We start from the raw sequence: 24,929 nt of genomic DNA, 5'->3' as shown, positions 1-24,929 counted from the left end.
TTGAGAAGAACAGCGAACTTCGAAAGCTCCAAGCTCGAAATCTTATTCGGCGCCAACGCCTGGGCCGCGACTCGCGAACGAAAAAAGGGCGGCCGACGGCCACCCCACTCCGACAGCCCCAAACGCCTTTCGGGGCCGATATTTGCCGCTGGTTAAGAAAACCTAGTTTCGATATTGCTGGATCCGGGTCGCACGTAGGCCCGCCAATCCATGCTTCTCGATCGAGCTCTGCCAGGACAGAAACTCTTCGACAGTCAGCGTGTAACGCTGACAGGCTTCCTCAAGGGACAAGAGACCACCGCGAACGGCTGCAACCACTTCGGCCTTTCGACGGATCACCCAACGCTTTGTCGACGTTGGCGGAAGATCCGCGATTGTTAAAGGGCTGCCATCAGGTCCGATGACATATTTTACACGCGAACGAATTTGTTCGGTCATTGTACTCTCACACTAAAACCATGACCAAGGCTGAGTTTGAGAGTACAGACAGCTGTTTAAAATTTACCTAAGCAGCCATAGAGGTATTGTTAACTATAAAAACGCGAATTCATAAACGAATATTAATTAAATTCCTCGAATTCGAGATTAAATTTTAACGAAAGACGTAATTACATTAACCAAATGGCACCCTGCGCGCAGGGTGCAACAAATTTACGATTTGCTTACCATAAGGTTTCCAGCGCCAAATTATCAAAAAACACCAATGGCTTGAGAGCCAGCGATAAATCGTAGTGTTAAGTTGCCCTATAGACCTCTTTGACCGCGCTAACCGGCACGCTCACGTCGCCAATCTTCAGGAAGGTAGACCCTGTAGCCATGTCGACCCCATCAACCACACCGCTGATTTCAACTGACGCTGCCTCAGCATTGCCCGAACTGTCTTTCAGATTGAAGCCGATCGTATAAGCGCCTTCCGGGGAAGCTGAACCAGAGTCGCCAACGCCATCCCACTCAAAGTTGCCCGAGCCCGCCTCGAGGGACACCTCTTCCGAGTAAACGACTGCTCCGGAATCATTGCGAACCTCGATCGTTCCACTTGCAGCTTCAGTGATGGAATAGGACCATGTCGCCTCTCCATCCGACAGCATTGTCGTACCGCCAGCAGCCGTGACCTCGGACCCGAGATAACTCACGTAGGAAGACGCCTCATTGGACTTCAAGGTCGCCAGCATCTCTTCCAGGTTTGCATTTGTCTGGATCGACTGCTCAACTGAAGAATACTGAACCAACTGGTTTGTATATTCGGCAGAATCCAAAGGGTCGAGAGGATCCTGATTCTGAATCTGCGTCGTCAGGAGCGACAGGAAAAGTTCGTAATTTCCTGCAAGCCCAGTGCTTGAAGTCGCGGAGCCAGTTGTGCTCGACGTCGACGTGGTGCTTCCAACTTCAGTCATACCTTATACTCCTTGACCGCGCCTGTTTTCAGGACGCCATCGACCTAGATTCGGATGTCGAGTCCCGATGTGTTTTTCGCGAGATAAATCTGGGTCACCTGCTCATTTGCCACATCTTCAGCAGACACCACCTCTTCATTGCTGTCTCGCCCCTCGGCAAAACCACCATCGTCGCCCTGAGAGGATGCGAAGCCCTGCTCACCATCCTGCTTCAGAGAGAACTGAAGGCTTTCAGAATCTGTATTCAAGCCAGCGGCTTCAAGCGCTCGCTCAAGCGCTCGCTGATCACGCATGAACATGTCCAATGTCTCTGGACGCTCAACAATCAGATGAGCCTGGACACTGCCATCCGCAGCCATCTTCATGTTCACATCAACACGGCCGAGCTCCGGTGGATCGAAGCGCATTTGAAACCGCGTATGTCCATCCTGAAGGTTGCGCGCGATCGCCCCGGCCACCTGTACAGCGGCTGGGTTATTCATCATCCGGCTCGTTGTCTGTGCGCTTTCCGCGCGCGAACTGCCGGTCAGCTCACCCTTGGCGAGACTCTTGACATCAAAAGCAAGGTCAAGCTCCTCGTCACCGCCGAGATCTTGCTCCGAACCAAGTGTACCGGTAACAGCCGCAGCGAGTGGCACTGAAGACTGCGCTGTCGCACCGGAGGCCCCTGTCTCGGGAGTATTACCTGCAGGAGACGGCGCGCCGTTAGCACGCACTGCACTATCTGCCCGGACATCGCCAACTTGCGGCCGGGCAGAAAAACCGGGCTCGCCCTCGTCGAACGCAGCCTCGATATCAAGGCCCTGAGCGGCCTCGCCTGAATCAGCAGCTGATGTAGCAGCGTTACCAACGACCCCAGCATCAATCCCTTGGCCGTTCGGCGAGACACGCCCTGCAGAAATCGCCGCGTTGGCATTTGACTGGATCTGGCTCGGCGTCTTCGAGACCTCGCTCAAACTGCGCTGATCCAACTCGGCAAACGAGCCGTCCACGGTCTCAGGGCCTGGCACCATGACGGGGTCGGACACAGCTGCGGAAGATGCCGATTTCGGCTGGACCAAAACGGTCTGAGGCGCAGTACTAGCGCGCGCAATTTCAGGAAGATCTGTTTTCCAGCGACGCGCAGTCGGCTCAGTCGCCACCGCAGCAGCTGTCGGGACTTCATCAGGCTTACCCGCAATCGGCGCCTCATCACCTGAAGGTACATTTGCAGTAGACACCGATGCACGTGCTGCGGTCGGCAGATCAATTTCGCTGTCCACCGAGGACAAGAAGCCGCTTGCAATCCCAAGGCGCGTATTTTCATTCCCTGGCCGAACAATCGGATCTTTCAGCCCGGCGTCTGGCAAGGCACTGTCCGCGCGCGCATCAAGCCCATTTGGCAAGCCGCGATCCGCTGCTGCAGAAACATGTGATGCCTCCGCCTGCGCTGGCAAAGCGGGAGCCTTTCCAGATTCCCCCGGGACGCCAGAGCCGGCCTCGCCGGAAGACGCCGCCAGACCCGGACGTTTGGCATCCGCACCTCCGGAAGATGGCTGTTCGCCACCCATCCCGGCCGCGGCATTTCCAACGTCACCAACGCCCCGGCGATCAGAAGCACCTCCGCTTCCCGCAACTGACACATCAGAGGAAACCAAAGCGCCACCCAATGCGGCAGCTGGCTGACCGTGCAACAGCTCTTCACCGATCTGAGGCACATCCGGCGAAACTACGAGGTCTTCCGATGCAATCTCCGCGCTTTCCATTTCATCAGGGGCGACATCCTCCGGCAATGCCGCTGGATCCATCGCGTTTCCAATTGGCACATCACCATCACCCAGAAGGGCTGAAAGCTCAGGCCCCGACATTTGATCGCCGAAAAGCTTACCTCCTGGCAACTCCGCAGACTGCCCATCTACAGGGATTGACTGGCCTTCAAGAGAAAAATCGACCGGCAGGGCCTCGGGAGAGCCGTCACTCTGCCCCTCAGCAAGAAAAGACTGAAACGCACCAGCAACCTCTTTAGAACCTGAAAACGGCACAACACCGGCTGCGCTATCAAGCGCCCCAGCAGAAACATCGGTAAACATCCCAATCGGCAGCATTTACGCCCCACGCACTCGCCTTTTTTGAAGGCATTGAAAGACTGACCCTTTCAAAGCAAATCGCGCGCCAGATAAGTCAGAATAAATTTCTTATTGTTTCCAGCAACTTAAAAAACCGGGAACCATTCCAATTCCCGCCCCCACCGGAATCCTTTACCGACACGGCAAAGCTTGCCGGGTATGAATCTGGCCCAATTGGCTTGACGCACCTACTTCTGTATAGTGTCGGAAATTTTGAACAGAACGCTCATACGCAAGCGCAAAGACGGCTTGCTTCGAGGACTTGACCTAGCAAGAAGCTGATCAGGTCCGGCCAACGAGCGAACCCTAGGTGAATTTGAATGCATAACAGTCTGGATCTTCCGGGACGCCCTGAAGACACCCGCGTTGTGGTGGCAATGTCCGGCGGAGTCGACAGCTCCGTTGTCGCCGCGCTGATGAAACAGCAGGGCTACGATGTCGTCGGCGTGACGCTGCAGCTTTACGACCATGGCGTCGCGGTCAACCGCGCGAAATCATGCTGCGCCGGACAGGACATCCACGATGCGCGCCGGGCCGCTGAAAAAATCGGTATCCCGCACTATGTGCTCGACTATGAAAGCCGCTTCAAGGAAGCCGTCATGGATCGTTTCGCCGACAGCTATATCGCCGGAGAAACACCTATCCCCTGCGTCTCCTGCAATCAGACCGTCAAGTTCCAGGACCTCCTCAAGACGGCCAAGGATCTGGGCGCTGACGTCCTCGCGACCGGACACTATGTGCGCTCGTCAGCATCCGGCAACAAGCGCGCCATGTACCGACCGACGGATCTTGACCGCGACCAGAGCTACTTCCTGTTTGCGACCACCCAGGCACAACTTGATTTTCTGCGCTTCCCGCTCGGTGGCATGCCGAAATCCAGGGTCCGCGAACTGGCTCATGAGTTTGGGCTGTCGATCGCGGACAAGCCCGATAGCCAGGATATCTGCTTTGTCCCCAACGGGGACTACGCCGAAGTGATCCGCAAGCTCCGCCCAAACGCGGTTGAACCTGGCGATATCGTGCACATTGACGGCCGTATCCTGGGCCAACACGAAGGTATCATTCATTTTACCATCGGTCAGCGCCGCGGCATCGGCGTCGCCGCATCAGAGCCACTCTATGTTGTGCGCCTGGATGCAGACGCAAAGCGCGTGATCGTAGGGCCGCGTGAAGCACTTGCGACGCGCAAGGTCTTCCTGCGTGAAGTGAACTGGATCGGCGACACCTTGCTCGACGACGGAGCAGAAATCGAAATATTCGCCAAGGTCCGCTCCACAAGGCCACCCGCGCCTGCAATTGTGCGTGTGGAGAACGGCACGACGTCCGTTGAGCTCACATCTGGGGAAGCCGGGGTTGCCCCCGGACAGGCATGCGTCTTCTTCGACAGTGACACGGAAGAAGCGCGCGTCCTGGGCGGCGGATGGATCGCAAGAACAGAACGCGCCGGGCATTGGCAGGTGGATTCTCCACAGCCGGAACCGCAGGTTTCAGCTGTTTGAGAGACGGAATTTCATGCGTCGCATTGGCTTTTGAAAAAGCCCTTTGCGGCGCTTGACACAGCCCCCTCCCGGTCACTATAAGCACCCCACATTCGCGAAAGCGCAATGTGTGTGGCGGGGTAGCTCAGCTGGTTAGAGCAGCGGAATCATAATCCGCGTGTCGGGGGTTCAAGTCCCTCTCCCGCTACCAAATTTTCCTAAAAATTTCAGTCAGCTAGATCTCGCACGCTGCGAGTGCGCCCGCGCATAGAACGCCCGGGGTTGCATTCTGGGTGACCTGCTCCCCTTAAAAGTCCGCCGTTTGAAGTTAGCCCGCTCTCCAAGCGAGGAGACAGACAATGCGAAAGAGTCGCTTCAGTGAAGAGCAGATCATTGGCATCCTTAAGGAGCACCAGGCCGGAGAGGCTGCCAAGAAGCTGTGCCGGAAGCACGGCATCAGCGATGAAACCTTTTACAAGTGGCGTTCGAAGCATGGTGGGATGGAAGTGCCCGAGGCCAAGCGGCTGAAGGCGCTGGAGGCGGAGAACGCCAAGCTCAAGAAGATGCTGGCCGAGCACATGCTCGACGTGGCGACGCTGAAGGAAATGCTGGGTAGAAGGCAGGTTTTTAAAGCACTCCGCTGCACCGAATGACCGAACCTGCTCGCCCCGCATGCAGGCGAAATGCGATGAGGTCAGGCAAAATCTTCGCGGGCGACCAATCGTTCTGCGGCACGTTCGAAGCGTGTTCGCGTAGCTAACCGGGCAGCCTCAGCGTCTTTGGCACCCAGGGCATCGAGCACCGCACGGTGCTCGCCTAGGATCGCAGGACCGAACTCTGTCGCCGCGGCATTCTTGAGAAATGCAGACCTGAGATTGTTTTGAATATTCGATTCGATCATCGTCACGACGTCGACATAGTAGGGATTGCCCGACGCTTGGGCGATCGTTCGGTATAGTAGAAGCTCCAGATCCACACGTTCCTCAAGAGCAGCATCCGGTCCCAGAGCATCCGTTTTTGCCATCCGGGAAAAGATATCTTCGATTTCAGCCATTTGCTCTTCGCTACGCGTCTGCGCCGCGATCGCAGAAGCTCCTGCCTGCACACCGGTTCTCAATTGCAGGAGCTGCACAATCTGTTTTCTGATTTCAAAACAGGCAGGGCTAATTCTAAAGGCGGAACGCTGACTTGGATCAGCCACGAAAGCCCCGACGCCGCGGCGAGATTCGACAACCCCATTATACCTCAGAAGGGATATGGCCTCTCGGACGACAGTGCGCGCAACTCCGAAACGATGGGACAACTCGGCCTCGGTTGGCAAGCGATCCCCCGGGTGCAACTGCCCGGTCTCGATAGCCTCACTAATCGATACCGCCACCTCATCTGGCAATCTGCGAGGACGGCTGATCCGGTCAAACAAGGGCGTTTGTTCACTCATCATGATGCTCCAACGACTCTTTGCTTCTCTTATTGCAATTTGATGCAAAGGCCAATCCTCGCACATCTAAACAGAAAACAGGTTGTCAGACAACTGACGATATGCTTTCGTATATCCAACATGAGGAAACAGAAATGACTGCAGAAAAAATTGCGTTGATCGGGCTTGGCGGCATGGGCCGTGGTCTCGCCAAGAACATGCTCCTGTCCGGTTTAGACCTGACCGTCGCCGATCTGGACACAGCCGCTGTTATCAAGGCAAAGGAACAAGGGGCAAAAGAAGGCGAAACACCTGCGCAAATGGCGCGTGATGCCGACATAGTTGCCGTCTGCATTACCACCGCAGAAGCGGTTCAGGCGTTGGCTTTGGGGCCAACCGGCATTCTGGCTGAAATGAAGCCGGGAAGCGTTTTTCTTGACCACACCACCGTATCGGTGGCGCACGTCGACAAGATGCGTGAGGCTTGCGAACAGTGCGGAATACTCTACGCCGAAGCACCCATGACCCGGACCCCGGCCCACGCCGACCGTGGTGAAGTCAACATACTGTTCGGCGGCAGCGATGAGCTTTTGGAACGACTGCGTCCAATGTTCGACACCTATGCCGAGAACATTTTTCATGTAGGACCGGCAGGTCACGCCATCCGCCTGAAACTCATTCACAACTACATCGCCTTCGCCAATGTCGCGAGTTTCTGCGAGGGCTTTGCGCTCGCGGCAAAGGAAGGCCTCGACATGACCAAGGTCATCGGCATCATCTCGGCTGCTGGTGGCAAATCCGGCATGATGGACCTCTATGGCGAATTGACCTTACGCCGTGATTTCACGCCGCATATGTCACTCGCAAACGCTCAAAAAGACGTCCGGTATTACGCCGAATGGCTGGCGTCGGCAGGTATGCCCGGCTTTATGGCTGATTCCGTCCACCAAACGTACGCGCTGGCCTCCATCATGGGTCATGCGGACGAAGGCTGCACCGCAGTCATCAAACCTTACGAAGAGTTGTCCGGAGTTGAGGCAACGCTGCCTCCAAAACCCGGCAGCTGAATTTCACCCTTAGGGCATGGAGGAGTGCCCGAGTGGGTTTATGCGCATCATAAGGGAGGAACCAACGATGCTTAAAACTACTCTACTTGCAACCATCACAGGGCTAGCACTCACATCGAGTGCATTGGCGCAGGACGTTACGATGCGTCTTGCACACTTTGCAGCGGAGTCCCACCCAGGTCATCTGGCGGCGATTCAGTTCGCAGAGAATGTAAAAAAGCGTACTGATGGTGCGATTGAGATTGAACTTTTTCCGGCGAATGCTCTCGGCTCTCCCCCAGAACAGCTTGAGCAGACAATTCTCGGCGCAATCGAGATGAACCTCCCCACTCAAGGTGGGCTCGACAAATACGAGAAAGCCTTTGGTACGGTCATGACACCGTTTGCTTTCTCTTCCTATGAAAATGCTCATGAGATCCTGGACGGACCCTTCATGGAATGGGCAGCGCCCAAGCTGGAAGATCAAGGTCTCGTGATGCTCTCCAACTGGGAATACGGCTTCCGCAACATCACCAACTCTGTTCGGCCAATCGAAAAGCCGGAAGATGTCGAAGGCCTGAAGTTGCGCACTCCGCCTGAGCTCCAGATTGTGGCTGCTCTCGAAGGCTTGGGCGCGGCAACGACCCAGATTGCATTTCCTGAGCTCCCCAACGCATTGAACCAGGGTGTCGTTGACGGTCAGGAAAACCCCATCGGTGTAATTTACCACTACAAGCTGAATGACTTTCAGGAAAATCTTGCCCTTACACGGCACGTCTATAACTCGATGGTGCATGTCATCAACAAGGACGTATTTGACGGCCTGACACCTGAACAGCAGACAATCCTGCGGGAAGAAAGCAAGGCTGCTGGTGACATGATGCGTGCCGCCGTCATTGCGCAAGAGCAGGAAGAAATCGAAGCCCTGGAAGCCAAGGGCATGAAAGTGACCCGTCCCGACCTAGCCCCGTTTGCTGCCAAGATGGGCCCTGCCCGCGACCGGGTGGCGGAATATAGCGGTGCTGAGAACATGAACACGTTCCTCAGCTTCCTCGACTAATCAAACGGACACCGCCCTCTGATCATGGAGGGCGGTGATCTCGGGACAGACTATGACAACTTTTCTGATTCTAACCGCGCTGGTTGTTCTGATTGCGATGGGACTTCCTGTCGCGATCTCCCTCGGGTTGACCGCCGTCGGCTTTTACGTTCTGCAGGGGGACTTTCGCATTCTGGCCATGGTGCCGCAGCGAATGTTTTCCGCAACGACAGGTTTCACGCTGCTCGCCATTCCATTCTTCATCCTGGCAGGCAACCTGATGAATACCGGGGGCATCACCGAACGCATATTCCGGTTTGCTGATGCTTGCGTCGGCCACATTCGAGGCGGATTGGGCCAGGTGAATGTGCTGGCATCCCTGTTCTTTTCCGGCATGTCCGGCGCCGCCGTCGCGGATGCTGCCGGACTGGGTCAGGTCGAGCTCAAGGCCATGGACGACAAGGGCTATGACCGTGACTTCTCGGCCGCGATCACGGCCGCCTCTTCAACTATCGGCCCCGTCTTCCCGCCATCCATTCCGTTTGTCCTCTATTCGTCCATTACCGGTGTATCGGTGGCCAAGCTCTTTCTGGCAGGTGTCGTGCCTGGCGTCCTCATGGCCCTCGCACTGATGGGAGCTGTGTGGATCGTTGCACATCGCACCAAGATGCCCAAAAAACATGGTATCGACTGGTTGGAGATCGGACGGAGCTTTGCCAGCGCGGCTTTTTCCCTGTTTACACCCGTCATTATCATCGCAGGCATCTTCGGCGGCATTGTCACACCAACCGAAGCAGGCGTCGCTGCCAGCGCATACGCGCTTGTGCTGTCAATGTTCGTGTATCGTGAGATCACGTTTCGGGACTTGCCGAAAATACTCTGGGAAACGCTACAGCACACTATCCGCGTCATGTTCGTGATCGCATCTGCCGGTTTCTTCGGCTGGCTGCTCATTCATCAACGCGTTCCCAACCAGCTTGTGAGTGCCCTCATCGGGTTCTCAGACAGCCCCGCTATCATCATGACGATCGTGGTTGCAATCCTCCTGATCCTGGGCATGTTTCTTGAGGGGATCGCAGTCATCGTCCTAACCGTTCCGCTGTTTATGCCGGTAATTGCCAAAATCGGAGTTGATCCTGTTCAGTTTGGCGTGATCATGATCATGTGCTCCATGGTTGGACTGCTGACACCGCCGGTCGGAATGGTTCTATTCGCAGTTTCATCCATAGCGAGGTTGAGCGTGGCGCGACTGTCCAAGGCTTTGCTGCCCTACCTCATTGGCCTCTTTGCTGTACTTCTGGCGGTTGTTATCTTTCCAGCGATTTCAACCTGGCTGCCGACTGCGGTGCTAGGACAATGACAATGATAGGACAATTAGACCGCATTTCCGGACAGATCTTGCGCGCAATTCCGATCACCTGTCTGGCTCTTCTGTTCGCATTTCTGTTTGTCAACGTCGTTGCCCGAACGTTTCAGTTGGCCGGCTTTTCCTGGTTCGACGAAATCGTCCGGGGACTGTTTGCATGGATGGTGTTTGTGGGAGCGGCAGCGCTTTGGCGCGAGAAGGATCATTTCCAGGTTGACTGGTTGCCTGCCGCACTCCCCCCATTGGCGAACCGTGGACTTCGCATCGTAACCAGCGTTCTTGCGATCTGCTTTCTTGGCGTCATGACGAAGTATGGTTTCGACCTGACACTTAAAGCCAAGGCCCTCACCCCGATCTTAAAGCTTCCAACATCTCTGTTCTACGTCGTCATCCCGATCTCGGGCGGAGTGATGTTGATCTATTCGATCGCGGACCTCATCCGGCTCTTGTCCGGTTTCAAATCTTCGAAGGAGACTTACAAATGATCTTTGATCATCGAACCTATACGTGTCGGCCCGGCACGATCAAGAAACACATGAAACTCTATGAGGACAACGGCTGGGCGGTACAGTCCAAGCATTTGGGCCAGCCGGTTTTGTATGGAGCCGTCGAAACCGGCAACGTAAACTCATATGTACATGTCTGGGTTTATGAAAACGCCGCTGATCGCGCGGCAAAAAGAGCGGCCCTTGCAGCAGATCCTGACTGGCAAGCGTATTTAAAGATCAGTTCTGATGCCGGGTATCTCGTCAGCCAAGTCAATACGATCCTCACGCCGGCATCTTTTTTCAAGGCTCAAGGAAACTAGCTCTGGCCCTGGCCGATAACCATGAATGCTGGCCTGACCATGCTCGGTTCAACGAACATAATCGCTGGCAATATATCGGCCCCAAAACATCTTGCGCGCGCTCTGGTAAAACCAAAGCGCGCTCCACCGCAACTAAATCCCAAGTCCATAACCCACACCCGAACATGGCTTGGGGTATCGGTCTTCACCGATGACTGGCTCTAGTTTCCCGAAATGCTATCAATTTTGCCAAATATTCTTTCAAGCTCTTCCAACACAGCGCTCGAAAGCTCTGGTTTGAGTATGGAGCCAAGGTTCTCCGACAGGTGAGCAGTAGAGCCAGTCCCTGTCAAAACGACATCGACACCAGGCTCGTGCTTACAAAAACGGTAAGCTGCTTCGACAAGTGTGTCAGCCGTCTTGTTATGGAAAATGAATCCAAGTGGATCGAGCTCGTCAACCTGGCTTCGATCCAACAGCCCTTGCGCAACAAGAGAGCGAACAAATTCAGCCGCTATGCGGCGATTGGATAAGGCTCGGCGAACGGCAAACATATTCATCGTGCCAACACCTTGTTTGCTCGTTTTCTCGAACACCGTTTGACGAGCGGAAGGGTTCATCATGTTAAACCCGGCCATGACCACATCCCAATGATCATCGCTCAAAGCCATACGAAGCATCTGGTGATTGGTGTCGTAGATGAATCGCTCTGTAAGGCCGAAAAACCTAATCTTGCCCTGATCCCGCAGCTTTGACAGCGCCGGTAACAACTCAGTTCTGCAATATTCATACTGATCAGGCATAACGCCGTGAAGGTGGTAGATATCTATGTAGTCAGTCGCAAGACGAGTGAGACTGCCTTCCACGCCCTTTACGAACCCCTCCGGCGACACAAACTCGCGACCAAACACAGAAGTACCAGGCTGAACGATACCGTGCTTGGAAGAGACGACAACCTTATCTCGGCAGCTGCGCATCGCGGTCCCGACAATTTCCTCGGTACCATAAGCTGCAGCTGTATCGATGATATTTACACCGGCATCGATGGCTGCCCTCACGACAGCCACCGATTGATCGAAGCCATGTCCCTGAGACTGACCCAAACGCGAATGTCCGCCACACCCAAGTCCGGCAACGCTGACATTCAATCCGGTCCGGCCCAAGACAACGTATTGCATGGCGCTATGTCAGATCCGATGGCAACAAGGACTCCGGCATGTTCTGGTAACAGACAGGCCTTAGGAAGCGTCGGATGGCAAGCGTACCGACAGAAGTTGCGCCGAAATTGGTTGATGCCGGATAGGGTCCGCCATGCACCATTGTGTCGGAAACCTCCACACCCGTCGGGAACCCGTTGACCAGAAGCCGACCTGCCTTGCGCTCCAACACCGGAACGAGTGCCTGCCCACTTTTCGTGTCTTCATCATCCATCAGCAAAGTGCAGGTCAACTGGCCTTCAAGTGCTCTGGCGATCGACAGACGTTCTTGTTCATCTTTCACCGTGACAATCAGACCGAGGGGACCGAAGACTTCGTGCATCAGGCCCTTCTTTGCAAGAAACTCATCGGCAGTTGCACGCAAGAGCACAGGCTCCGCGCTGCGGCCGGAGCAATTTGGACTCAACAAGCTGGTAGCCGCGTCTGCCATGGCAGCGGCACCTGCGTGATAAGCCGACGCGATCCCGTCCGTCAGCATCACCTGCGGTCCAATTTCACTAAGCTTTTCAATCGCAGTCTTGATGAAAGCTTCTGCTTCAGCTCCGCTTTGAACCACCACGATACCTGGATTGGTACAGAACTGCCCTGCTCCCATCGTCAAGGACCCGGCCCAACCAGCTGCAATGTCAGAGCCGCGGTTTTTCAGCGCATGATCCAGAACAAAGACCGGGTTTACTGACCCTAGTTCGCCGAAGAACGGAATTGGCTCCGGGCGACCTGCACAAAGATCAAACAATGCGCGGCCGCCACCAAGCGATCCGGTAAAGCCAACAGCCTTGATCAACGGGTGTTGCACAAGTGCTGACCCCACCGCACGGTTGCCCCCCTGGATCTGGCTAAAGACGCCCGGATGAATGTCGCATTGCTTGATCGCGGCCAAGATGGCTTGTGCGACAATGTCACCAACCCCCGGATGCGCCGAGTGACCCTTGACGACAACCGGACAGCCCGCAGCCAATGCCGACGCCGTGTCACCACCGGCAGTCGAGAAGGCGAGCGGGAAGTTTGAGGCACCAAAGACCGCAACAGGCCCGATCGGCCTTTGAACCATTTTGAGGTCCGCGCGCGGCAGCGGTTGACGGTCCGGCAAGGCCTCATCGTGACGGCGGTCCAGGTATTCGCCTGCTTCGATATGATCGGCGAACAGCTTCAATTGTCCAACTGTCCGGCCACGCTCTCCGTTGAGTCGAGCGGCCGGAAGACCAGTTTCCTTTGTGCCGATCGCCGTGATTTCGTCCCCACGAGACTCAATCTGATCTGCGATGGCGCGCAGAAATTTGGCACGGCTGGCGCGGGAACTGTAACCGAAACTCCAAAAAGCCTCTTCGGCAGCCTCAACAGCTGCATTCACATGCTCTGCTGAACCGGTTGCGAACACATCTGCGTCGCCTTCGACCGGCGTATTTTCGAAGGTAGTCTCGCCGGCAACCCAATTGCCGGCAATCAGGTGTTTTCCAATCAACATGAAATCTCTTTCCCAATTTGCAGCATGCCTCAACCGGCAGGTATCTCGCCCATCACCTTCGGCACATGATATCCTTTTTGGACGGCAGGGCGCGCGAGAATACGCTGATACCAAGCGCGTACGTTCGCAAAATCGGCGAGGTCAATTCCCTGCCACTCGTAGCGAGATATCCAAGGCCAACACGCCATATCTGCAATGGAGTAGTCGTCCACGATGTACTCACGGCCCTCGAGACGTTTGTCCAGAACGCCGTAAAGACGACGGACTTCTGCACTGAAGCGTTCTTCTGCATACTCGGCTTTGCCCGGGTTGAAATGCAGGTAATGATGCGCCTGACCGAGCATTGGACCCAGTCCGCCCATCTGCCACATCAGCCACTCGATCGTGCGGCTCCTTTGCTCACCTTCAGATGCAATGAACTTCCCGTATTTGTCGGCCAAATGAATCATGATGGCGCCCGACTCCATCAACTTCAGACCACTGTCCTGATCGACGATCGCCGGGATCTTGTTGTTCGGTCCGATTTCCAGGAATTCTGGCGTTTTCTGATCGCCTTGACTGATGTTGATCGGATGGGCGGTATACTCGACGCCCAGTTCTTCAAGCAGGATCGAGACTTTGCGGCCATTCGGCGTCGTCCACGTGTAGAGATCGATCACGAGAGTTCTCCTCGTCTTTTACATTGATATTTGGGGATCAGGATTTGGGCGTTGCCAAATCCAAAGCAGGGTCATCGAGTGCCCAAGGACTGAATGGCGCGGGAATGAGGATCTTGTTTTCCTGGCTTATTTGAAGCGGCCGCGTTTTCTTGGCGTACTCTTTCCAGCGCGGATCCGCAGTCAAAATGGCCCGCCGTTCCGAGCGTTCGGCCAAATCCTTGTAGGCCCACATATGGATGATCTGGTGCAAAGCACCAATTTCCGTTGAGAAATAACCAACCATGCGGCCGAGGATAGGGCGTTGAATCGCAAGACCCTCCTCCTCGTAGAGCTTCAAATACTCCGGGACGCAACCGATCTGGAGTGAATAAGTCCGTTGCTCGACGATCATCAAAAAAACTTCCTTTTCGCACTCTTGGAAGGTCTCAACGTGCCAAAGCCGCTTCACCTTGCTCTCGCGCAGCGGTGAGCGATTGGTTTGGTGTCAGGGCTTCCGCATCAACGACAATTTCGATCAGGTATCCGCCCTTGGCGTTCCGCGCGCGTTCCAGAGCCTTCGGGAATGCGTCCGTGCGATCTACTCTTTCGCCGTCAATGCCAAAGGCCTTGGCAAAGGTCACGAAGTCCGGATTGACCAATTCGGTCGCGATGACATGACCCGGATGGTTCCGTTCCTGGTGCATCCTGATCGTCCCGAACATTCCATTGTTGACGACAATGTAGATGACGTCGGCCCCATATTGTTTGGCGGTCGCCAATTCCTGACCAGCCATCATGAAGCAGCCATCGCCTGCCAGGCTGATCACCTCTCGAGAGGGATCAATCAGCTTTGCGGCAATTGCGGCCGGCTGGCTATACCCCATGGATCCGCTCGTGGGCGCCAGCTGCGTCCGATAGTCAGTGTGCTTGTGGAAGCGATGAACCCAGACCGTGTAGTTGCCTGCGCCGTTCGAGATAATCGTATCTGACGGCATGGTATTGGTGATGTGTTTGATCACCTCCGACATATTCACGTCACCTGGAACCTCTGTAGGTTCCAGGAAGGCCTTGTAGTCTGCATTCTGGACGGAGCGCCAGTCCTTCCATTTATGGGAATTGTCTGAAGGCTCCACCTGTAGGGCTGCGTCCAGAAACGCTTCAGGCGAAGACACAATTGACAGGTCCGGCGCATAAACCTGACCCAGCTCTTCTGCCCCCGGATGGACATGAACCAGCTTCATCTGCGGCGTGGGGATGTCCAGCAAGGTATAGCCTTGAGTGGTCATTTCCCCAAACCGTGGGCCGACCGCGATCATCAGGTCGACCTCTTCCATCACACGCTTTCGCAACTTGGGAGATGGCGCGATACCAATTACTCCGACATAGTTTTCATGACTATTGTCGAAATAATCCTGGCACCGGAAGGACGTGGCAACAGGAAGCCCAAACTTCTCGGAAACTGCAACCGCCTTCTTGCAACACGCCTCGTTCCATCCTGGTCCGCCAACGACCAGAAGTGGTTTCTCTGCAGCGTTGAGCATCTGCGCCAGCTCCACCATGGCAGATGGCTGAGGGGCCGCTTTGGGCAACGGCGTTGGTTTCAAATCAGCCGAAACCACTTCGTCGGTGAGCATATCTTCCGGCAATGCCAGAACCACGGGTCCTGGACGCCCGGACAGAGCAACTTTCCAGGCTCGTGACAAATACTCGGGAATTCTGGAGGCATCATCGATCTGCGCAACCCATTTGGCCATTTCGCCAAACATGCGACGGTAATCCATCTCCTGAAATGCTTCACGGTCCACCATCTGTCGACCGACCTGACCAATGAGAACGATCATTGGCGTGGAATCCTGATAAGCCGTGTGAACCCCATTTGAGGCGTTGGTGGCTCCGGGGCCGCGTGTAACCGCAACGATACCGGGCTTTCCAGTCATCTTGCCATATGCATCGGCCATATTGGCAGCGCCGGACTCATGACGACAAGAGATCACCTGGATATCGTTCTGGTGAGCATAGAGCCCCTCCAACAATCCAAGAAAGCTCTCGCCGGGGACGCAAAAGATTTTATCAGCACCAAGCAGTGCAAGCTGATCGGCGAGGATTTGCCCACCGGCACGTAGTGGTACTTCCCTTCGATCAGAAGTTTTTGTTTCTAAAGCTTTGGACATTCAAGCTACCTGTATTTCTAGATGCTTTTGATCATACCGCCGTCGACGCGGGTCATTTGCCCGGTGACGTAACCTGCGGGATCGCTCATGAGAAACGCGGCGACGCTGGCGAATTCATCAGGTCGGCCATATCGTTTTGCCGGAAGTGACGCAGCAATCTCCGTGCGGACTTGCTCAAGCGACTTACCTTCGCGCCCTGCACGAGCCGTATCGAGTTGACCCACGCGATCAGTGTCGATTTTTCCGGGCAGGATCATGTTTACGGTAATGCCGTCTCCCGCGACCTCAGCCGACAAGGTTTTACAAAAACCCGCCATTGCGCCCCGGATGGTGTTTGAGACGGCCAAATTCGGGATTGGCTGAATGACGCCAGAAGATCCGATAGCCAGGATTCTGCCCCATTGACGCTCTTTCATCGAAACAACCGCAGCTTCGGTAATCTGAAAGAGGCTGAACAGAAGCGTTTGCGCTGAGCGTTGCCAAACATCTGCGGAAACACCCAGTGAAGGCGAAGGTGGAGGACCGCCCGCGTTATTCAGCAATATGTCTGGCTTTATTTCGTCGCGTACCTGGTCGCAGAAACGGGCAACCGCATCGGCGTCGGACAGATCAACAGCGACAGGCTTCGCAGAGACACCAAACTTTGCAGTCAGCTCGCTGGCCAACGCCTGCAACTTCTCAGCATTCCGCGCAGTCAAAACAAGATCTGCTCCCTCGGCGGCAAGCTTCTCTGCAATGGCCCGTCCAAGCCCCTGAGAGGCGCCGAGGACCAATGCGGTTTTACCGCGGATACCCAAATCCATGAGTTCTACTCCTGATGAAATTCTTATTTGCGTGTTTGGACTATTCGTTTGCCGGCGCTGCGTTCCGATATTTCAACCGGTAGGCCAGCATCACGCCCCCCGTCACGACCATGATGAGGGCGACAGACGGCCGGACAACACCAGGCATCATGAATACCGGAACCGACTGGACGATCAGCAAGGCGGGCACGAAAAACCTGGCCCAGGGGGCGGTTTTCATATGCTTTTGATAGTAGGGGAACAGTAGTGAGAAGCAGCCGAGCAACAGGAAAAACAAGGACCAGGGGCGACTGATGAAGACTAGGACGTCGTCCGACCTTGCGAACACCTGACTGAGGCGTGCTTCGGCAATTCCGCCAAGCACCACCCCGAGCACCATCGGAACGATTGGGAATCCGAGAGCTCGAATGACAAACCCGATGATCCCGAAGATGAACAAGGTCCACATGTCGTAGGTAACGTTGTTTAGAGAGAAAATTCCGACGGAGCAGTAAAACAGGATCACGGCCGTCAACATGTACATCTTCACTTTCGTCACATGGACAAAGGCCCGCAACGTGAAAGACTGCATGAACAACATCATGAAGTTGGCCACAAAGAATGCCAGAAATATCGAATAGGCAATCTGTGGTTCGTCAGTGATGAAGGACGGGCTCGGGATCACGTCATGGATGAGCAACGCGCCAAGCATGATTGCGGTCATGATGTCGCCTGGCAAGCCAAGTGCCATCATCACGATAAGTGCCCCACCTGCTGTGGCATTATTTGCGGACTCGGGAGCGATAATGCCGTCGATCGCACCTTTCCCAAACTTGTCAGACTCTTTGCTGGTCTTCTTTGCCTGGTCGTAGGCAAGAATATTCGAGATCGTGCTTCCAGCTGCTGGAAGAACACCAACAAAAACACCGATCAGAGACGAGCGAACCACATTGCCCCAGCGGCGCAGCACTTCCCGCGCCGATCCAAGGTAATCGATATGGACGGCATGGGCCTCATCACCACCAAGACGCTGGTGAGCTTTCTCTGACGTGCGTACATCCCCCAGCAACCTGCTGAAAGCGAACAGTCCGACAAGGACGGGTAGGAATGCGAAACCTTGAGCCGCTGCATCTACGCCGAAGGTGAACCGCGGCAGACCAAAAACGACATCACTGCCGACGGTGGAGATCAGCAGGCCAAGAAGAGCTGCGATCAAACCCTTCAGAATTTGATCACCAGCCATGCTAGCTGTCACGGTCAAGGCAAAGAGGATCAGCGAGAAATAATCTACGGGCTGAAATTCGAGGCCAATCAGGGCCAGCTGTGGTGCAACCACCATCAGCACGACAGACGCGATAACGCCGCCAAAGAACGACGACCAAACGCCAATACCCAGCGCCAATCCGGGTTTACCGCTACGCGCCATCGGGTAGCCATCGAAGGTCGTCGCGACGGACGACGGCGTACCGGGAATCCCCGTCAGAATTCCCGACATCAGGCCGCCGGACAAGCCCCCAACGTAGACGGCGATCATTGTCGCCAAGCCTTCGACGGGTGACATGGAGAAGGTGAACGGAAGAACCAGCACGACCGCCATCGCAATCGTGAATCCTGGAATTGCACCGGCCACAAGGCCAGCCATCGTTCCAATCATCATCAAGATCATCGTCTTGATGGTGAAAAGCTCCGGCGCAGCAGTTGCGAGGTTTTCAAACAAGCCCATGATATCAATACACCCTCAGGAGTTCGCCCTCGGGCAACAAAACGCCAAGCAACTGGGTGAAGATCGCCCACATGCCAACGACGAAGACCAATGATATTGCAGCGTGTAGCAGCAGTTTTCGCCTCTCCCAGCCGCCCAAGACACAAAGGGTGAGAAACACGTAGAGCAATCCACCCAACAACATGCCGGCGACCGGCATTGTGCTGAGAAACAAAAAGAAGAGCGCAAAACAAATAATCGGGATTTTGTTTTGCTCCCACCAGCCAGACGTTGGTTCGCTGGAATGCGCAAGTGGTTCAATCGGCATTCTTTGCGATTTGATAAGAAGCAGTGCGGACAAAAGCGTGAGCGGGACCAAAATGATCCTTGGCCATAGTGCCGGCGACATTTGGCCAAACATGGCCGCAGGCAGGTTCATCGAGGCGACGAACATCACGGCACATATCAGCAACAAGAACACCGCTATCAGAGCGTCTCGATTCAATGACATCTTAATTTCCGAGAAGATAAGGATCACGGCCTTCATAAGCCGTGATCCAGTCCATGTGGTCTGATGGAAAAGCCTATCTCGAAGGCCTGTCCTACTGCTGGAAACGGCCAACCTTCAGAGACTTGGCGGCGTCAAGAAAATCTTGCTCCGTCCCCTTCCACCAATCCGCATAGTCTTCTGGGCCGAGATAGACGACAGCAGTGCCTTTTGCAGCCTGAGCATCGACAAACTCCTTGTCTTCGGTCGGTCCCTTGAAGACGTCAGCCCAATACTCAACGATCTCTGGTGGAGTTCCCTTCGGCAGCATGACACCTCTGGTCAAGGAGTAGGTCATATCCACGCCCAGTTCCTTTAATGTCGGAACGTCAGGTATCAGCTGGTTTCTTTCATCGGCGGCGATCGCAAAGGCCTTCAGATTGCCATCACCCCTTTGAGTGCGTGCTGCCGCCATATTGATGCCGCCGAGATCGATGGATCCGTTGAGCAGTCCTGTAATGCGGCCTGCTGTGCCACCCTGAAACGGAACATACTGGTAATCCGTCCCGGTTTTGGCACCAAGCATGATCCAAAGAAAATGGCTGGTCGCGCCCATCGAGACACCTGTCGGGATTTCACCCGGCTTTGCCTTGGCAGCCGCCAACATTCCTTCAAGATCATCAAACTCAACATGACCACCGGCACCAATGATTTCCGGTGTATCCGTCAACATTGCGACCGGTTCAAACCCCTCCCAGCTGAAGTCAGTCACGCCGTTGATGTAGTTCACGACCAGATGCTGATGGATCGCAAACAGCGTACATCCGTCCGGCTTTGCAGCGTGGGCTTCTTTTGCCCCCTTGGCACCACCCTGGCCCGGCACTGTAACAACCTTGACCTTGACCGGTGCATCGGACGCATCAATCGCTTTTTCGAAGATGCCAAAGATCACACCAGTGCCGCCACCGGCTCCCCAGGGCACGACCAACTTCGCCGTTGAGCAAGGCAGCTCAACAGCGCTTGCTCCTGCCGTGGTTCCGATAGTCGCTGCCATCATCATGGCCGCACCACCCAAGAGAGTTTTTACAAGTTTTCTATTCATTGACGTCCTCCCATAGCCATCGGTCAACGCGCTTGAAAAAAATCGATATTTTTATCTAAAACGGCAAAAATACCAGTTTGGGCGAGACAACCGATTTTCTGAGCTTAATTGCGTTTTTGAGATAAACAATATAGTGAAAGAGAACAGTTTGTTGCACAGGCGGGATAATATGGATCCGGAACTTCTGACGGATATGGCGGTTTTTGCGGCAATTGTGGAGCACAATGGCTTTACCAACGCCGCCAAGACATTGAACATGTCAAAGTCGAATGTAAGCCGCAGAATTTCGGCTCTTGAAGAACGGCTCAATCTCAAACTCATTCACCGAACCACCCGAAAAATCGGTGTCACCGAAAGCGGTCGTGTCTACTATGAGTATTGCGCCCGCCTGGTTGCCGAAGGGCGAGCTGCAGATGCCGCGATGATGGCAATGACATCTTCTCCGACCGGATTGTTGAACGTGAGCTTGCCCGAAACACTGGGACGCTCGTTTATTCTGCCGCTTTTGCCGGAGTTTCTGGAGAATTTTCCGAACATTCGTCTCAATGTGACGTTTTGCAACAGAAAGGTCGATCTTATCGAAGAACGGATGGATGTAGCTGTTCGCAAGGGGGCGATTGAAGATGATACGCTATGTGCAGTTTCTTTGGGACAATCCCGCCAGTTTCTCTTTGCAGCTCCGCGATATCTACAAAACCATCAAGTGATCAAAAGTCCGCCGGATCTCACAGGCCATGCATTTATTGCCAGCCGAACCGGCTTTGGGCCACTGCAAGTCGATTTGCGCGAAAAGAATGAAGTGTCCTCCGTCACCCTGCTGCCGCGTATTGGTGTTCGCGATCATGAGGCCGTCTTGAGTCTTACTCTCAAAGGAATGGGAGTTTCGCTATTACCTGCCTGGCTCGCCCGGGAGCATGTTGCTTCGGGGAATTTAGTCCCCGTTCTACCAAGCTGGTGCGGACCATCAGTCGATTTCAACGCTGTTTTCCACCCCCATAGGGGAATGGCGCCTAGCCTACGGGTCTTTGTTGATTTCCTCAAGGAACAGTTCAAGTCCCACAGGCCGTTGGAAGATGGCCTCGCGACAACCTCGCGCCCGCCTCTACTGGCAGTCATCAAGTAAGGAAATTTATTACCTGAAAAAAAGGTTAAATCTGACAAAAACACCAACATAAAAGCCGATAGAATCTCAATATTAGACGGAAAAACTCATAGTTAATTATAACTATGGAGAAAAATATCATTTATTTATTTTAGTCTAAACTGTTGTTTTACTTTATTCTCCTAAAATTCCCTTATGTCACACTCTAGAAAACATATCCTTTTCGTAGACGACGAGCCGAACATGTTGAGCTCGCTGCAACGCGTCATGAGGCCGCTACGGCAAAAGTGGGACATGACCTTCGAAGGGGATCCCGGCCAGGTGCTGAGCTTGATCAACTCTCATCCACCTGACGTTGTCGTCAGTGACTTACGCATGCCGGGCATGAACGGAATAGAGCTGATCGAGCAGATCAAACAGCAAGCTCCAGGCCATTCAGAGTACATTTTACTGACCGGGAGCGCCGACCTCGCATCTGCGATCGATGCGATCAACAAGACGGGAGTATTCCGCTTCCTGACAAAGCCGTGCAGTTCTCAGAGTCTAGTCGACGCAATCGAATCCGCCCTTGCTACAATCAAGGCAGTTAAAGAGCGTCCGGGACGAATGGCGACCGCAGCCTTGTCGGCAATGTCGCCTGCTGTCGCCGTTGTAGATCAGGCCGGAAAAGTTGCATACTGCAACGATAGCGCAGAAGACGTGCTCAGAACACACAAAGGTATCGTGATCGATCGTCAAGGTAGCATCTCGGTCACCACAGCACGCGCCAGCGACTTCAGGATGGCGGTCAAAAAGGCCACAGACGAGATAAACACACCGCCGAAATTTGTCACCCTTTCCGACCCGGAAGATCTGGAGCCTCTGACTGCTGTTATAATGCCAGTCGGCCAGCAACGCGCTGTGGTCATGTTCACTGTTCCGGGGCGTTTCTCTCCGCCTTCTCTTGACAGTCTTGTCGAACTTTTCGGACTGACACGCGTCGAGGCAACGCTTGCACAAACCATAGCAAGCGGAGGAACGGTTGAGGATGCGGCAATCAACTGCAAGGTTACCCTGGAGACGGCACGAACTTATCTCAAGCGCATCTTTCAAAAGATGGGCGTTCGGCGTCAGGTTGACTTGGTGCAGCTGGTTTTGACGACACCGGCAACCTTCGTGCGATGCCAGTCGAGAACAGCCTGACCTGCATGTGGTTAGGCTCTCCACGAGCATCCAATAACGCTGAAGCATCCTGAATCTGATCCCCAAATGGGGATACGGCGCCCGCCTACCGGATGATAATTTGTGGCAATCAATCGTCCAAGCGAGAGCAAAGCGATGTCCCGTAAAGTAAGCGTACTCTTTGTAGATGATGAGCCCAACATCTTGCGGGCCGTCCGCCGGCATCTTCGGCATTACAAGGATGAATGGCATATCCACTTTGCCTATGGTGGCGTGGACGCTGTGAAGGTCATCACTCGGGAAAATGTAGACATCATTGTTACCGACATGAGAATGCCGGAAGTCGACGGTTCTCAATTACTCGAGTGGATTTCAGAAAATCACCCTGAAATCATTCGGATTGTCCTTTCCGGCGAGGCAAAACTCGAAGAGATTTATCGGATTGTCGGTCGTAGCCATCGCTTTCTCGCGAAGCCATCTTCGCCCGAGGCGACGATATCGGTCATTCGGGATGTCGTAGATGCGCAGTTGCACGATCAAATCGAAAACGGCGTCTTTGAAATGTCCATGCTGGATAGACTCGGCACCCCCGCAAGCATTTTCAATACCCTTCAAGGAGTCTTGGACGCTGATGAAGTCAGAATTGATGAAATAGCGAACATCGTTCAGCAGGATCCAAGCTTGTCGCTGCGTTCCCTTCAGATCTGCAATTCGGCTTACTTCAAACAAGCCTCTCACACGTGCGACATCAGAAAAGCCATTTCTACCATAGGCGCTGATCGCTTTCGAGAACTTCTCAAAGCTGGCCGCCTCGGGCAGGACAGCAGGGTCCAGGTTGAGGACGACAAAGTCCAGCAAGAAGCCTATTGGCTTGCGCGCGCCTCGAAAAATGAATGTACCGCGCAAACTGACAGTCAGAATGTCCTATCCGCAGCCTATGTGTTGGGCTTGGGGCTTCGGTGCGGCGCGGTCGACACCTCGGGAACCCTTAGTCAGGTCGCGAAGCGCGCTGCATTTTTGACAGTTTTGTTCGGCCTTCCGGAAATCTTGCCGAAATCACTCTTGTCTCTCGCGAAGTCCAACGCATCAGCGCCCTTTGAGCACTGGCCGAAATTGATTGCGAACGCAGTGATTGAACAAAACGATCAGCTGCTAAACGAGGAGGCAGCGGCATGAGTGAGAACCGACGGGTTCTGCTGGTTGATGACGAGATGCATGTCCTTCAGGCGGCAAATCGAGTCTTGCGAAAGTCAGTGGAAGTCACAACAGCAAACGGCCCCAAGGAGGCGCTGGAGAAACTTCAGACCTCTGAACCGTTTGCAGTCGTCGTCAGCGATCAGAACATGCCGGGCATGGACGGCATCAAGTTACTCGGTGTGATCTCGCGAAAAGCGCCTTCCATCACACGGATAATGTTGACGGGCAATAACGACCAGAAGACAGCGATGAACGCGGTGAACGATGGACGAATTTTTCGTTTCATCACAAAGCCCTGCGATTCAGAGAGCCTTCTGAAGACAATTGAAGAGGGAATAACCCACCACCGGACAATCGTTGCGGAGCGAGAGCTCCTTGAGCAGACCCTGTCCGGAAGCATCAAAATGCTCGTCGACATCATCGCGGTATCCAAACCTCGCGCTCATCTCAGATCATCCCTGATACAGCGCTGGGTCCGCAAGGTTCACAGGGCGCTCGAGTCCAAGCCCTCGCTGGAGCAGGGCATTTCCGCGATGCTTTGCACCCTTGGCTATCTGACACTGCCGGACGAGCTTGCGGAACGCTATTTCAGCGGCGGCGAGCTAAATCCGGATGAGCTGCGGAGCATTAACGAAGCTGCCGCCCAGGCCCGGGACCTTGTGATGAACATACCGCGCATGGAAGGCATTGCCGAGGCCATTTATTATTGCAGGAAGGGCTATGATGGCAGCGGGTTCCCTCTTGACGATGTACAAGGCGAAAGTTTGCCGGAACCCGCACGCGTTCTCTGTGCACTGATTGACCTCGCTGAAATCACGACCGGGAATTCTCAGTCATTTGAAAGCTGCATGACTGAGTTGGAGCGTAACGCGCCCAGGTACGATCCCCGAATTCTGGAGGCTATGCGCCAGTCCCTTGGCGGAGATCAGGTTTTTGCGGGTGGCGCCGAAGCAGAACGGAAATCGGTTTCCATTCTGCAACTGCTCTCTGGAGATACGCTCGCGGAGGACATTCGCGACCCGGATGGCCGCCTTCTTTTGGCCGCCGGTAGTCCACTAAGTTCGGTCACTATCAAAAGGCTTGCTTCCGTAGACTGCCTAAGGGAGCCGGAAATGCGTATCGACATATGGCGGGACTACAAGCTTGCACCTTCACAAGGTGAGCTTGGCGCTGCCGTATCTTAAAAAACCATCCGAGAGCCGATGTCGCGAATTGATCCCTAAATGGGGATCGTTCCCAACGCTGAAACTCCGCATTGTGCACAAAACGGAAG

23 protein-coding genes, 1 tRNA gene and 1 pseudogene are annotated in these 24,929 nt (G+C 54.5%); 12 read left to right on the top strand and 13 right to left on the bottom strand.

All coding sequences use genetic code 11. From position 1 onward, the window contains the following. Window positions 1-162 precede the first annotated feature (162 nt). The 3 genes from ABJZ52_RS08630 to ABJZ52_RS08620 all read right to left on the bottom strand — a co-directional run bounded on the left by ABJZ52_RS08630 (window position 163) and on the right by ABJZ52_RS08620 (window position 3,478). The gene (locus ABJZ52_RS08630) at window positions 163-438 is read right to left on the bottom strand and encodes a DUF1153 domain-containing protein (RefSeq protein WP_008194991.1); all 276 of its coding nucleotides are present in this window, start codon (window positions 436-438) and stop codon (window positions 163-165) included. 296 nt (window positions 439-734) lie between these two features. Next, window positions 735-1,394 carry a flagellar hook capping FlgD N-terminal domain-containing protein gene (locus ABJZ52_RS08625; RefSeq protein WP_348192170.1) on the bottom strand — a complete coding sequence of 220 codons (660 nt, stop codon included), beginning with the start codon at window positions 1,392-1,394 and terminating at the stop codon, window positions 735-737. A gap of 44 nt (window positions 1,395-1,438) precedes the next feature. Continuing rightward, the gene (locus ABJZ52_RS08620) at window positions 1,439-3,478 is read right to left on the bottom strand and encodes a flagellar hook-length control protein FliK (protein WP_348192167.1); all 2,040 of its coding nucleotides are present in this window, start codon (window positions 3,476-3,478) and stop codon (window positions 1,439-1,441) included. 341 nt (window positions 3,479-3,819) lie between these two features. Here ABJZ52_RS08620 and mnmA point away from each other — a divergent pair, with 341 nt between their 5' ends. The 3 genes and pseudogenes from mnmA to ABJZ52_RS08605 form a co-directional block, all read left to right on the top strand. Then, window positions 3,820-4,998: a tRNA 2-thiouridine(34) synthase MnmA gene (gene mnmA / locus ABJZ52_RS08615; protein ID WP_348192165.1), complete on the top strand. Its 1,179-nt coding sequence runs from the start codon at window positions 3,820-3,822 to the stop codon at window positions 4,996-4,998. Between the two features lie 113 nt (window positions 4,999-5,111). Beyond that, window positions 5,112-5,188: transfer RNA gene (locus ABJZ52_RS08610), tRNA-Met, on the top strand. A gap of 148 nt (window positions 5,189-5,336) precedes the next feature. Then, window positions 5,337-5,597, top strand: a pseudogene (locus tag ABJZ52_RS08605) (transposase); the annotation flags it as partial. Between the two features lie 74 nt (window positions 5,598-5,671). Here ABJZ52_RS08605 and ABJZ52_RS08600 read toward each other — a convergent pair. After that, window positions 5,672-6,415, bottom strand: coding sequence for a FadR/GntR family transcriptional regulator (locus ABJZ52_RS08600; RefSeq protein ID WP_348192162.1), 744 nt, complete (start codon window positions 6,413-6,415; stop codon window positions 5,672-5,674). Window positions 6,416-6,516: 101 nt separating this feature from the next. Between ABJZ52_RS08600 and ABJZ52_RS08595 the strand changes: the two genes are divergently transcribed. The 5 genes from ABJZ52_RS08595 (at window position 6,517) to ABJZ52_RS08575 (ending at window position 10,653) form a co-directional block, all read left to right on the top strand. Continuing rightward, window positions 6,517-7,461 carry an NAD(P)-dependent oxidoreductase gene (locus ABJZ52_RS08595; protein ID WP_348192159.1) on the top strand — a complete coding sequence of 315 codons (945 nt, stop codon included), beginning with the start codon at window positions 6,517-6,519 and terminating at the stop codon, window positions 7,459-7,461. Window positions 7,462-7,528: 67 nt separating this feature from the next. Beyond that, window positions 7,529-8,500 carry a TRAP transporter substrate-binding protein gene (locus ABJZ52_RS08590; RefSeq protein ID WP_348192156.1) on the top strand — a complete coding sequence of 324 codons (972 nt, stop codon included), beginning with the start codon at window positions 7,529-7,531 and terminating at the stop codon, window positions 8,498-8,500. Window positions 8,501-8,552: 52 nt separating this feature from the next. Beyond that, window positions 8,553-9,839 carry a TRAP transporter large permease gene (locus ABJZ52_RS08585; RefSeq protein ID WP_348192153.1) on the top strand — a complete coding sequence of 429 codons (1,287 nt, stop codon included), beginning with the start codon at window positions 8,553-8,555 and terminating at the stop codon, window positions 9,837-9,839. A gap of 2 nt (window positions 9,840-9,841) precedes the next feature. Then, window positions 9,842-10,330: a TRAP transporter small permease gene (locus tag ABJZ52_RS08580; protein WP_348192150.1), complete on the top strand. Its 489-nt coding sequence runs from the start codon at window positions 9,842-9,844 to the stop codon at window positions 10,328-10,330. Next, a complete protein-coding gene (locus tag ABJZ52_RS08575) occupies window positions 10,327-10,653 on the top strand; it encodes an NIPSNAP family protein (protein ID WP_348192148.1) in 327 nt (108 codons plus the stop codon). Before ABJZ52_RS08580 ends, ABJZ52_RS08575 begins: the two co-directional genes overlap by 4 nt. Before the next feature lie 200 nt (window positions 10,654-10,853). Here the strand turns inward: ABJZ52_RS08575 and ABJZ52_RS08570 are convergent, their stop codons facing one another. Genes ABJZ52_RS08570 through ABJZ52_RS08530 form a run of 9 tightly spaced genes read right to left on the bottom strand, consistent with a single transcriptional unit; the run spans window position 10,854 to window position 20,196 of the window. Continuing rightward, entirely contained in the window at window positions 10,854-11,810 is a 957-nt protein-coding gene (locus ABJZ52_RS08570; protein ID WP_348192145.1) for an aldo/keto reductase, read from the bottom strand. 4 nt (window positions 11,811-11,814) lie between these two features. After that, the gene (locus ABJZ52_RS08565; RefSeq protein ID WP_348192142.1) at window positions 11,815-13,314 is read right to left on the bottom strand and encodes an aldehyde dehydrogenase (NADP(+)); all 1,500 of its coding nucleotides are present in this window, start codon (window positions 13,312-13,314) and stop codon (window positions 11,815-11,817) included. 29 nt (window positions 13,315-13,343) lie between these two features. After that, entirely contained in the window at window positions 13,344-13,973 is a 630-nt protein-coding gene (locus tag ABJZ52_RS08560; RefSeq protein ID WP_348192139.1) for a glutathione S-transferase N-terminal domain-containing protein, read from the bottom strand. Between the two features lie 37 nt (window positions 13,974-14,010). Further along, window positions 14,011-14,364 (bottom strand): NIPSNAP family protein, encoded by a 354-nt coding sequence (locus ABJZ52_RS08555; protein WP_348192137.1) that lies wholly within the window; start codon window positions 14,362-14,364, stop codon window positions 14,011-14,013. Between the two features lie 34 nt (window positions 14,365-14,398). Next, on the bottom strand, window positions 14,399-16,123 hold the full coding sequence (locus ABJZ52_RS08550; RefSeq protein ID WP_348192134.1) for a thiamine pyrophosphate-binding protein: 1,725 nt from the start codon (window positions 16,121-16,123) through the stop codon (window positions 14,399-14,401). Window positions 16,124-16,140: 17 nt separating this feature from the next. After that, window positions 16,141-16,926 (bottom strand): SDR family oxidoreductase, encoded by a 786-nt coding sequence (locus ABJZ52_RS08545; protein WP_348192131.1) that lies wholly within the window; start codon window positions 16,924-16,926, stop codon window positions 16,141-16,143. A 40-nt stretch (window positions 16,927-16,966) separates the two neighbouring features. After that, window positions 16,967-18,628 (bottom strand): tripartite tricarboxylate transporter permease, encoded by a 1,662-nt coding sequence (locus tag ABJZ52_RS08540; protein WP_348192128.1) that lies wholly within the window; start codon window positions 18,626-18,628, stop codon window positions 16,967-16,969. A 4-nt stretch (window positions 18,629-18,632) separates the two neighbouring features. Continuing rightward, the gene (locus tag ABJZ52_RS08535) at window positions 18,633-19,154 is read right to left on the bottom strand and encodes a tripartite tricarboxylate transporter TctB family protein (protein WP_348192125.1); all 522 of its coding nucleotides are present in this window, start codon (window positions 19,152-19,154) and stop codon (window positions 18,633-18,635) included. Window positions 19,155-19,209: 55 nt separating this feature from the next. Further along, window positions 19,210-20,196 (bottom strand): tripartite tricarboxylate transporter substrate binding protein, encoded by a 987-nt coding sequence (locus ABJZ52_RS08530; protein ID WP_348192122.1) that lies wholly within the window; start codon window positions 20,194-20,196, stop codon window positions 19,210-19,212. Between the two features lie 193 nt (window positions 20,197-20,389). Here ABJZ52_RS08530 and ABJZ52_RS08525 point away from each other — a divergent pair, with 193 nt between their 5' ends. The 4 genes from ABJZ52_RS08525 to ABJZ52_RS08510 all read left to right on the top strand — a co-directional run bounded on the left by ABJZ52_RS08525 (window position 20,390) and on the right by ABJZ52_RS08510 (window position 24,840). Beyond that, complete coding sequence (locus tag ABJZ52_RS08525) at window positions 20,390-21,319, top strand: LysR family transcriptional regulator (protein WP_348192119.1); 930 nt, start codon at window positions 20,390-20,392, stop codon at window positions 21,317-21,319. Between the two features lie 174 nt (window positions 21,320-21,493). Beyond that, window positions 21,494-22,480 carry a response regulator gene (locus ABJZ52_RS08520; protein WP_348188169.1) on the top strand — a complete coding sequence of 329 codons (987 nt, stop codon included), beginning with the start codon at window positions 21,494-21,496 and terminating at the stop codon, window positions 22,478-22,480. Window positions 22,481-22,615: 135 nt separating this feature from the next. Beyond that, window positions 22,616-23,635 carry a response regulator gene (locus ABJZ52_RS08515; RefSeq protein ID WP_348208910.1) on the top strand — a complete coding sequence of 340 codons (1,020 nt, stop codon included), beginning with the start codon at window positions 22,616-22,618 and terminating at the stop codon, window positions 23,633-23,635. Continuing rightward, entirely contained in the window at window positions 23,632-24,840 is a 1,209-nt protein-coding gene (locus tag ABJZ52_RS08510; protein ID WP_348192112.1) for an HD domain-containing phosphohydrolase, read from the top strand. The genes ABJZ52_RS08515 and ABJZ52_RS08510 overlap by 4 nt, the downstream gene beginning before the upstream one ends. Window positions 24,841-24,929 lie beyond the last annotated feature (89 nt).

Origin of the sequence: Roseibium sp., from assembly GCF_039982295.1 — a bacterium.
Taxonomy (GTDB): domain Bacteria; phylum Pseudomonadota; class Alphaproteobacteria; order Rhizobiales; family Stappiaceae; genus Roseibium.
This window is presented reverse-complemented; position numbering and strand designations above follow the sequence as displayed.

What these genes read in the sequence shown, in the direction of transcription:
- ABJZ52_RS08520 (WP_348188169.1), top strand. Translation starts at nt 21,494, where the DNA reads ATGTCACACTCTAGAAAACATATCCTTTTCGTAGACGACGAGCCGAAC.
- ABJZ52_RS08580 (WP_348192150.1), top strand. Translation starts at nt 9,842, where the DNA reads ATGATAGGACAATTAGACCGCATTTCCGGACAGATCTTGCGCGCAATT.
- ABJZ52_RS08585 (WP_348192153.1), top strand. Translation starts at nt 8,553, where the DNA reads ATGACAACTTTTCTGATTCTAACCGCGCTGGTTGTTCTGATTGCGATG.
- ABJZ52_RS08515 (WP_348208910.1), top strand. Translation starts at nt 22,616, where the DNA reads ATGTCCCGTAAAGTAAGCGTACTCTTTGTAGATGATGAGCCCAACATC.
- ABJZ52_RS08570 (WP_348192145.1), bottom strand. Translation starts at nt 11,810, where the DNA reads ATGCAATACGTTGTCTTGGGCCGGACCGGATTGAATGTCAGCGTTGCC.
- ABJZ52_RS08600 (WP_348192162.1), bottom strand. Translation starts at nt 6,415, where the DNA reads ATGAGTGAACAAACGCCCTTGTTTGACCGGATCAGCCGTCCTCGCAGA.
- ABJZ52_RS08575 (WP_348192148.1), top strand. Translation starts at nt 10,327, where the DNA reads ATGATCTTTGATCATCGAACCTATACGTGTCGGCCCGGCACGATCAAG.
- ABJZ52_RS08630 (WP_008194991.1), bottom strand. Translation starts at nt 438, where the DNA reads ATGACCGAACAAATTCGTTCGCGTGTAAAATATGTCATCGGACCTGAT.
- ABJZ52_RS08590 (WP_348192156.1), top strand. Translation starts at nt 7,529, where the DNA reads ATGCTTAAAACTACTCTACTTGCAACCATCACAGGGCTAGCACTCACA.
- ABJZ52_RS08535 (WP_348192125.1), bottom strand. Translation starts at nt 19,154, where the DNA reads ATGAAGGCCGTGATCCTTATCTTCTCGGAAATTAAGATGTCATTGAAT.
- ABJZ52_RS08595 (WP_348192159.1), top strand. Translation starts at nt 6,517, where the DNA reads ATGCTTTCGTATATCCAACATGAGGAAACAGAAATGACTGCAGAAAAA.
- ABJZ52_RS08565 (WP_348192142.1), bottom strand. Translation starts at nt 13,314, where the DNA reads ATGTTGATTGGAAAACACCTGATTGCCGGCAATTGGGTTGCCGGCGAG.
- ABJZ52_RS08545 (WP_348192131.1), bottom strand. Translation starts at nt 16,926, where the DNA reads ATGGATTTGGGTATCCGCGGTAAAACCGCATTGGTCCTCGGCGCCTCT.
- mnmA (WP_348192165.1), top strand. Translation starts at nt 3,820, where the DNA reads ATGCATAACAGTCTGGATCTTCCGGGACGCCCTGAAGACACCCGCGTT.
- ABJZ52_RS08530 (WP_348192122.1), bottom strand. Translation starts at nt 20,196, where the DNA reads ATGAATAGAAAACTTGTAAAAACTCTCTTGGGTGGTGCGGCCATGATG.
- ABJZ52_RS08510 (WP_348192112.1), top strand. Translation starts at nt 23,632, where the DNA reads ATGAGTGAGAACCGACGGGTTCTGCTGGTTGATGACGAGATGCATGTC.
- ABJZ52_RS08620 (WP_348192167.1), bottom strand. Translation starts at nt 3,478, where the DNA reads ATGCTGCCGATTGGGATGTTTACCGATGTTTCTGCTGGGGCGCTTGAT.
- ABJZ52_RS08540 (WP_348192128.1), bottom strand. Translation starts at nt 18,628, where the DNA reads ATGGGCTTGTTTGAAAACCTCGCAACTGCTGCGCCGGAGCTTTTCACC.
- ABJZ52_RS08625 (WP_348192170.1), bottom strand. Translation starts at nt 1,394, where the DNA reads ATGACTGAAGTTGGAAGCACCACGTCGACGTCGAGCACAACTGGCTCC.
- ABJZ52_RS08555 (WP_348192137.1), bottom strand. Translation starts at nt 14,364, where the DNA reads ATGATCGTCGAGCAACGGACTTATTCACTCCAGATCGGTTGCGTCCCG.
- ABJZ52_RS08525 (WP_348192119.1), top strand. Translation starts at nt 20,390, where the DNA reads ATGGCGGTTTTTGCGGCAATTGTGGAGCACAATGGCTTTACCAACGCC.
- ABJZ52_RS08550 (WP_348192134.1), bottom strand. Translation starts at nt 16,123, where the DNA reads ATGTCCAAAGCTTTAGAAACAAAAACTTCTGATCGAAGGGAAGTACCA.